The organism is Micromonospora sp. NPDC002411 (genome assembly GCF_053592955.1).
Genome location: NZ_JBSFBM010000323.1, coordinates 1 through 7616, shown reverse-complemented (window position 1 = coordinate 7616; position 7616 = coordinate 1). Strand labels below are relative to the sequence as shown.

Here is a 7616-nt window from a genome sequence, read left to right as displayed (position 1 = left end):
CGTCGCGCACGCGTCCGACCGGGGTGCCCGGATCGCCGCCGTCGCCATCGCGCTGGTGTGGCACGTCGCGATCGGGCTGCCGGCGGTGTTGGCCGCCCGCTCGGAGTTCGCCGCGCCGGCCGTGGTGGTCGGCGCGTGGGTGCTGGTCGCGGTCGTCGGCGCGGTGGCCGGGCTGCGCCTGTTGCGCGGCTCGCCGCTGCCGCCCTGGCCGTTGGCCTGCTTCCTCCTCGTCGTCGACGCGGCTGTCTTCGCCGCCGCCGGCGAGGGGCAGTTGTTCACCGCCGCCAACTGGGTGTGGGGCACGCTCGGCTGGTTCTTCGTGCTGGCGGTGTGGGGGCGGCGCGTCGTCGGCCTGATCGCGTTGCTGAGCACACATGCGGTGATCGCGCTGGTCGCCGTACTCGGGCACGGGGCCGACCCGACCGACGTGGCCCGCTACGTGATGTACGTCTACGGCACGTTCTCCCTGCCGGTGGCGGTGTTCGTGGGCAGCACCGCGATCGTCGCCCTGGCTCGGGAACGGGCCGCCGTCTCGGCTGCCGACCATGCGCTGGCGGCGGAGCGCGACGCCGCGGAACGTGGCCGCCGGGACCGCCGGGACCGGCTCGCGCTGGTCAGCTCGGCAGCCGGGCGGGTGCTCGGGGAGTTGGCCGACGGTAAGGCCGATCCGAACGACCCGGAGGTGCAACGCCGCAGCGTGCTGGCCGCCGCCCGGCTACGCCGTCTGATCGCCGAGTCCGACGACGTGCCCGACCCGCTGCTGCATGAGTTGCGGGCTGCCGCCGACCTGGCCGAACGTAACGGCCTACCGATCGACCTGGTCACCATCGGGAACCCGCCACCGCTGCCGGTGGAGATCCGACGTCGGCTGGCCGACCCGCTCACCGCCACCCTCGCCGACGCCCACGGCTGGGCCCGGCTGACAGTGGTCTCCGGCCCGAACGAGGTGGTGGTCAGCCTGGTCACCCCGGACCGGGAGGGGCCGGAGGCGACCGGGCCACCGCTCGCGGAACACGACGGCGGGCAGGTGGAGCACCTCTACGAACGGGACGGGGACATCAGATGGGCGCAGACCCGGTGGCGGCGATGACCGACGGACGGCCGATCGGGGTGGCGATCGTCGACGACCACCCGGTCGTGGTCGAGGGTGTCCGGGCCTGGCTCGCCACCGAGCCGCGGCTGACCGTGCTGGCCACCGGCGACGACCCGGACGAGGTGCTGCGGGCCGCTCCGGACGCCGACGTCGTCCTGCTCGACCTGCGACTGCACGGGCGGATGGCGCTGGACAAGTTGGCCGAGCTGAGCGCCGCCGGGCGGCGGGTGGTGGTCTACTCCGAGCACACCGACCCGCAGACCATGCTCGCCGCGCTGGACGCCGGGGCGGCGGCGTTCCTGGCCAAGCACGAGGGACGGGAGCACTGCGTGGCGACCGTGCTGGCCGCGGCGAGCGACCGGCCGTACGTGCCACCGGCGTTGGCCGGGGCAATGGTCGGCGACCCACGGCCGGATCGGCCGATGCTGTCCGACAAGGAACGTGAGGCGCTGCTGCTCTGGTTCCAGTCGATGTCCAAGGCGTCGGTGGCCCGCCGGATGCAGATCAGCGAGCACACGGTGAAGCAGTACGTCGACCGTGCGCGGATCAAGTACACCCGGGCGGGGCGGCCAGCCGCCACAAAGGCGGCACTACTCGCCCGCGCGATCGAGGACGGCCTCGTCCGCCCGGAGGAGATCGGCATCTACCGGTCACAGGCGACGCACGACCGGCCGACCCCCTAACAGGCGTCATGACAGCGGGCCTCCGATCCGACAGGCTTCTCATCACAGCCAGCCGAACGGGAGGTCGTGACGATGCACGCCGACGCGTCCCCCTTTTTCATCGGTCCCCACCGGTTCGACGCGCCCGACGACGATGTGGGGCCGATCCTGGATCGCCGTTACAGCCTGCGCCCGGTCCCCGGCGAGCGGGTCCTCGGCCACCACCGCCTGCTGGTGGCGGGTTACCTGCTCGGGCCGAGCGAGGTACGGCGCCGGTGGCAGCTACCCGAGCCGGTCGCGGTGACCATCACCGACCAGCGAATCTGCTGGGTGGGCAGCGGGTCGCACCTGTCGCTGGTCGTGGCCGAGACGACCCGGGCACGGCCGCCCGCCCGACTCAACGGCCTGATGAGCGGCCAGATCCGCTGGCAGTGGCCGTCCCGGTTGGAGCTGCCGGCGGCCGAGCAGGACACACCCTCGCAGTTGCTGATCGTCTGCGACGCGTTGCGCACCATCCAACAGCCGGCGTTGGCTCTCGGTGGGCCGCCGGCCGAGGTCGCGGCGCTGGCTCAGCAGATCCGCCGGGCGGTGGCCATGTTCCGGCTCACCCATCCCCAGCTGGTCGACCTCTCGGCGCAGGAGCGCGACGTGCTGCTGCTGCGGGCCGGCCCCGCCCTCCTCGCCGGGGAAACCCGGGTCACGCTGCCCGGCTCGCTGCCGGTGGAGTTCCACTCCCGGGACGACTACTACCGTTCGGGGCCGGAGCCGACCTCGTGGGGCGGGCTCGCAGGCGGCGCAGCATCCGGGCATCGCTGAAGCCGACGGTCCGCGCAGCGGCCTCCACCGTCGCGCCGTGCCCGATCAGGTGCTCGGCACGTTCCACCCGCAGCAGTTGCTGGTAGCCGAGCGGAGTGAGCCCGGTGGCCGCCCGGAACAGCCGGGTCAGCGTCCGCTCCGCGAGACCTCCGGCGGCGGCCAGGTCGGCCAGTGGCAGTGTCTCGGCGTACCGGCTGTCGATCAGGTCCTGCACCCGGTGCACCGAGTCGGACAGGTGGGAGCGGTGCCGCATCATCGCGCTGGCCTGCTGCTCGTGCCCGTGACGGCGGGCGTACACGACGAGCGTGCGGGCGATCTTCGCGGCGGCCCCGGGCCCGTGCCGGGTGGCGACCAGGTGCAGCGCCACGTCGATGCCACTGGCGATGCCGGCCGAGGTGACCACCCGGTCGTCGACCACGTACAGCACGTCGCGGACCACCCGGGCCGCCGGGTGACGGCGGGCCAGGTCGTCCTGCACCTCGTGGTGGGTGGTGCACCGTCGGCCGTCGAGCAGCCCGGCGCGTCCGAGGGCGTACGCCCCGGCGCAGACGCTGGCGACAGTGCCGCCGGCCGCGTGGTGGTCGGCCAGCCGCCGCAGGTCAGCGGGCGACACCGGTCCCTCCGGCCCGTGCGCCGACGGCCGCCAACCCGGCACGATCACCAGGTCGTCCGGGGTCAGCTCGGGCCACCGGGTCTCGGCGACCAGGGGTACGCCCTGCACGGTGGGCACCTGCTCCCGCTCGGCGACGTAGTGCAGGCGGTAGTCGAACCCGAGGTCGGCGGCGCTGGAGAAGACCTGGGCCGGCCCGGCGAGGTCCAGCAGATGCACCTGCGGTACCAGCAGGAAGACGACCCGGGTCATCGCGTCAGCCCCGGGTACCGGCGAGGGTCGCGCCGGTCACCTCGTCCACGGTGCGGATGGTCGCGAAGCGGCCAGCCAGCGCGTACTCGGTGCGGGTGACGATCTCCTCGTTGGTCAGGGTGCGCGGGTCGGCGAGGATCTCCGCGACCGTGGCGGTCTCCGGCAGATCCCGGTGTGGGATGGGGAAGGTCAACGTGGCGTCGGTGACGAATGTCATCCGGTAGCCGAGGTCCGCGCCGACCCGGGTGGTGGTCTCCACGCACTGCTCGGTGCGGATGCCGCAGACGGTGAGGTCGTGGATGCCGGCCTGGGTGAGCACCTGCTGAAGGTTCGTGGTGGTGAACGCGTTGTGCGCCGTCTTGACCAGCGTCGGCTCACCGTCGACCGGGACGAGCCCGTCGATCAGCCGCACGTGCCCGAGGTCGGGGTCGAACAGCCCACCCGTGCCGGGCTCGGAATGCAGGACCCAGACCACCAGGTCGCCGCGCTCCCGGGCCGCGGCGACCAGCCGTTCGACCTGGCGGACCAGGTCGGGGTTCGAGCCATACGCCCAGATCGGGCGCTGACGGAAGGACTCCTGGACGTCGATCACGACGAGTGCTGCTCTGCTCATGACTGAAGATCCTGACCGGATGACGACCGGACCGGGAGACACCATCATGCCCAGGTGCGGAACGATCCGGCCACGTCGACGTCAGGCGCTGGGAGTGCTGTGCTCGGCGGCGTCGTCCAGAGCTGCGGCCTCCTCCGGCGTGGGCGCGGTGCCGCCCAGGTGTGCCGGCTGCCACCAGGAGTCCTCCGGACCGGCCGGCTTTTCCGGATAGTCCCGCTGGGCCCGGTCGACGAGAGCGCTGAGCCGGGTGGTCAGCTCGGCGGCCAGCACGTTCGGGTCCGGGAAGTCCGCCGGGTTGATCGGCTCGCCGATCAGGATGGTGATCGGCGTGTGCCGTCGGGTCAGCGTGCGGGGCCGACCCTTGGTCCAGAGCCGCTGGGTGCCCCAGAGCGCAACCGGCAACACCGGCACCTTCGCCGAGCGGGCCATCCGGACCGTGCCGCTCTTGAGTTCCTTGACGGTGAACGACCGGCTGATCGTCGCCTCCGGGAAGACGCCGACGACCTCCCCCTGCTTGAGCGCGTTCACGGCGGCACGGAACGAGGCAGCGCCGGCCTGCCGGTCCACCGGGATGTGCCGCATGCCCCGCATCAGCGGACCGGAGATCCGGTGTGTGAAGACCGAGTCCTTGGCCATGAAGCGGACCAGCCGACCCGACGCGTTGGCGCCCAGACCGGCGAAGATGAAGTCGAGGTAGCTGACGTGGTTGCTGGCCAACACCGCCCCGCCCGCGCGGGGTACGTGGTGGGCGCCCTCGATGGTGATCTTCAGGTCGAGGAGACGGAACATCGTCTTGGCGGTGGCGATAACGGGCGGGTACACGAGCTCCGGCATCCGCAGAATCTACCCTGCCGGGCTGGGGTTCGGCTCGGTGGCGAACCGGCGGCGACACGACCCGCGTGCCACCGCCGGTTCGTCGGTCGGTTCCTCAGCCGTCGAGGTTGTCCAGGTCCAGTCGGCCCCGGGCGAAAGCGTCCACCCGACCCCACCGACCCGGAATGTCCAACACCTCGATCCGCCCCATGCCCACCGGCAGTCGTGGCTCGACCGCCAGGTGCCCCTCGTGCGGCTCCAGACCGAGCATGGTGCGCAACAGCAGCAGCGGCGTGCCGGTGGACCAGGCCTGCGGGCTGCACGCCGTCGGATACTCCACCGGGAACTTCGTCAGCTCCCTCGGGTAGCCGCCGAACGCCTCCGGCAACCGGCCGTCGAAGTACGTGGCCGCGTCCAGGATGCCGTTCGCGATGGTGGCGGCCTCCTCGGCGAAGCCGTACCGGCGCAGACCCCAGGCGATGAAGGAGTTGTCGAACGGCCAGATCGTGCCGTTGTGGTAGCCGATCGGGTTGTACCTGGTCTCCCCCTCGGCCAGGGTGCGTACGCCCCAACCGGAAAACAGTCGCGGCCCGACGAGGTGCTCGGCGAGCTTCTCCGCCCGCTCGGAGTCCACGATCCCGCTCCACAGCAGGTGACCGATGTTGGAGCTGAGGATGTCGCACTGGCGGCCGTCCGGATCCAGGGCCAGGGCGAAGTACCCGCCGTCGTCCACCCACCAGTCCCGGTTGAACCGCACCTTCAGCTCTGCCGCCTCCCGCTCCAACTGGTCGGCGAACTCCGGGTCATCCCAGAACTCGCGGGCCAACCGTGCCCCGCGGACCTTCGCGTCGTACGCGTACCCCTGCACCTCGCAGGTGGCGCGCGGGAACGGCGGAAGGGTGCCGTCGGAGTAGGAGATCGAGTCCCAGGAGTCCTTCCAGCACTGGTTCTCCAGACCGGTGTCGGTGTTGCGCCGCTCGTACCAGATGTAGCCGTTGCCCACCAGGTCGGCGTAGTTGTCGATCCACTTCAGCGCCGCCCGGGACTCCTGCTCCAACTCCTTGACCAGCGCGACGTCCCCGCTCCACCGCTCGTACTCGTCGAGCAGAATGACGAACAGCGGCGTCGCGTCCACCGAGCCGTAGTACGGCGAGTGCGGCTGCTCCTCGAAGGCCGCGGTCTCGCCGTAGCGCATCTCGTGCAGGATGCGACCCGGGTCCTCGTCCCGGAAGTCGTCGAACCGGCTGCCCTGGAGCGAGGCCAGGATGCGCAGCGTCGTCTTCGACAGCTGTGGGGTGAACGGCAGCGTCTGTAGGCAGGTCAGGATGCTGTCCCGACCGAACATGGTCATGAACCAGGGCAGACCGGCGGCCGGCAGGGTGGCCCCACCCAGCGACAGCGGTGAGAAGCGCAGCGCGGCCAGGTCGATTAGGCTGCGCCGGTACGTGCTGGCCACGCGACCGTGCTCACTGTTGACCTTCGGGGCGTCGGCGATCCACTGCTCCAGGTCGTGCTGGAGGGCGAGCCGCTCGGTGTCGCGCATGCGCAGACCCAGGCGCAGATCCCGGCCACCGGGCCCGACCGCGTGCGTCTCGACGTGGATCGAGGCCTCCCACTGCTCGTTGGGCTCCAGGTGCACGGTGTACGCGAACCCCTTGCTGTCGTACCGAGGCGACATCGACGAGGAGATGATGGTCTCCCGCCGGAAGTTGCCCCGCCGGTACCCCAGCCGCAGCCGGTCCGACTCGACCTCGGTGTAGATCTCGCCCTTCTTGTTCAGAATCTCGTCCTTGACCTGGAACAGGTCGGCGAAGTCCGACGCCGCGTCCATCCGTACTTCCAGGTCGACCGGCTTCTCGTCGTGGTTGAGGATGGTGAGCTGCTCCCGGAAGCTGCTCCCCACCGCGCGCTCCCGGATGATCGACAGCTTCGCGTCCACGTAGTGCGTGGCCATGCCCGGCACCAGGAAGAACCGCGACTCGAAGTACTGCAGGTCGTCGAAGGAGAGCGAGTTGAGGCGCTCACCGTTGACGGTCAGCACCCACGTCGACAGGAACCGGGTGTCGATGGAGAAGAGCCCGGTCGGCTCGCTCGGCGTCGCCTCGATGTCACCGGTGTCCTCGCAGACGACGAACGTGTTGCCGTCCAGGATCCGGATCGTGTTGCTCTGCCCCATCAGTGCACCTCCCCGACGAAGCGGCGACGGGGCCCACGGGCGTCCGGGGAACCCGGGAAGATCCGCTCGACCTGCACGACCAGACGAGCGTCACCCGACACCGTCATGTCCCCCCGCAACAACGCGGCCAGGCCGTGCTCACGCCCGGAGGCGATGTCGTCGAACAGGACCGGATCGGCGCCGATGACGGTGTCGGCCTCCCGATCCTCCTGGCTCACGTTCAGCCGGCCGTGGTCGATCCTCAGCAGCCAGTGCCGGGTCTGCGCCCCCTCGTGCAGGTCGATACGCAGTGTCCCGGAGGTCTTCGCCAGCAGGGGTTCGTACCCCCGCCGGTCCAGGTCCTCGAAGAACCTCGTGGTCGCGTCCACCATCGGGTCCACTCCTCCCAGTTGCCGGGCCCGGGATCCCACCCACCGCGCTCACCTCGCGCGGACGGCCGGCGTCGAACGTCCCCGCACGGGTCCCCGCACGACCCCCATCCCAACCTCGCCCGAATGGGGTGACCGCCTCCCCCAGACCGAGCCGCTCGGCCCGTGGTCGGAGCACCTACCTGGCAACAACGCCTACTGGGCACGGGACCT

General features: G+C 71.1%; 8 protein-coding genes. 3 read left to right on the top strand and 5 right to left on the bottom strand.

Annotation, left to right across the window (positions count from 1 at the left end):
- The 3 genes from ACWCO3_RS28230 to ACWCO3_RS28220 all read left to right on the top strand — a co-directional run.
- Positions 1 to 1090: hypothetical protein (locus ACWCO3_RS28230; protein WP_450012915.1), on the top strand; the 1090-nt coding region annotated here is incomplete at its 5' end.
- Positions 1063 to 1776, top strand: a complete 714-nt coding sequence (locus ACWCO3_RS28225) for a response regulator transcription factor (RefSeq protein WP_145779293.1) — start codon at positions 1063 to 1065, stop codon at positions 1774 to 1776. The genes ACWCO3_RS28230 and ACWCO3_RS28225, both read left to right, overlap by 28 nt.
- 72 nt (positions 1777 to 1848) lie before the next feature.
- Positions 1849 to 2571: a hypothetical protein gene (locus ACWCO3_RS28220; RefSeq protein WP_358164219.1), complete on the top strand. Its 723-nt coding sequence runs from the start codon at positions 1849 to 1851 to the stop codon at positions 2569 to 2571.
- Here the strand turns inward: ACWCO3_RS28220 and ACWCO3_RS28215 are convergent.
- The 5 genes from ACWCO3_RS28215 to ACWCO3_RS28195 form a co-directional block, all read right to left on the bottom strand.
- Complete coding sequence (locus ACWCO3_RS28215) at positions 2453 to 3433, bottom strand: GlxA family transcriptional regulator (RefSeq protein WP_358164216.1); 981 nt, start codon at positions 3431 to 3433, stop codon at positions 2453 to 2455. The genes ACWCO3_RS28220 and ACWCO3_RS28215 overlap by 119 nt on opposite strands.
- 4 nt (positions 3434 to 3437) lie before the next feature.
- A complete protein-coding gene (locus tag ACWCO3_RS28210; RefSeq protein ID WP_208744936.1) occupies positions 3438 to 4046 on the bottom strand; it encodes an isochorismatase family protein in 609 nt (202 codons plus the stop codon).
- A gap of 81 nt (positions 4047 to 4127) precedes the next feature.
- On the bottom strand, positions 4128 to 4880 hold the full coding sequence (locus ACWCO3_RS28205; RefSeq protein ID WP_450012911.1) for a lysophospholipid acyltransferase family protein: 753 nt from the start codon (positions 4878 to 4880) through the stop codon (positions 4128 to 4130).
- 94 nt (positions 4881 to 4974) lie between these two features.
- A complete protein-coding gene (locus ACWCO3_RS28200; RefSeq protein WP_145779290.1) occupies positions 4975 to 7035 on the bottom strand; it encodes an amylo-alpha-1,6-glucosidase in 2061 nt (686 codons plus the stop codon).
- Positions 7035 to 7406, bottom strand: coding sequence for an SCP2 sterol-binding domain-containing protein (locus ACWCO3_RS28195; protein WP_145779289.1), 372 nt, complete (start codon positions 7404 to 7406; stop codon positions 7035 to 7037). The genes ACWCO3_RS28200 and ACWCO3_RS28195 overlap by 1 nt, the downstream gene beginning before the upstream one ends.
- Positions 7407 to 7616 lie beyond the last annotated feature (210 nt).

Bases quoted from the DNA above. Each gene is read 5' to 3' on its own strand.
- ACWCO3_RS28225 (WP_145779293.1), top strand. From the start codon at position 1,063: ATGGGCGCAGACCCGGTGGCGGCGATGACCGACGGACGGCCGATCGGG.
- ACWCO3_RS28220 (WP_358164219.1), top strand. From the start codon at position 1,849: ATGCACGCCGACGCGTCCCCCTTTTTCATCGGTCCCCACCGGTTCGAC.
- ACWCO3_RS28215 (WP_358164216.1), bottom strand. From the start codon at position 3,433: ATGACCCGGGTCGTCTTCCTGCTGGTACCGCAGGTGCATCTGCTGGAC.
- ACWCO3_RS28210 (WP_208744936.1), bottom strand. From the start codon at position 4,046: ATGAGCAGAGCAGCACTCGTCGTGATCGACGTCCAGGAGTCCTTCCGT.
- ACWCO3_RS28205 (WP_450012911.1), bottom strand. From the start codon at position 4,880: ATGCCGGAGCTCGTGTACCCGCCCGTTATCGCCACCGCCAAGACGATG.
- ACWCO3_RS28200 (WP_145779290.1), bottom strand. From the start codon at position 7,035: ATGGGGCAGAGCAACACGATCCGGATCCTGGACGGCAACACGTTCGTC.
- ACWCO3_RS28195 (WP_145779289.1), bottom strand. From the start codon at position 7,406: ATGGTGGACGCGACCACGAGGTTCTTCGAGGACCTGGACCGGCGGGGG.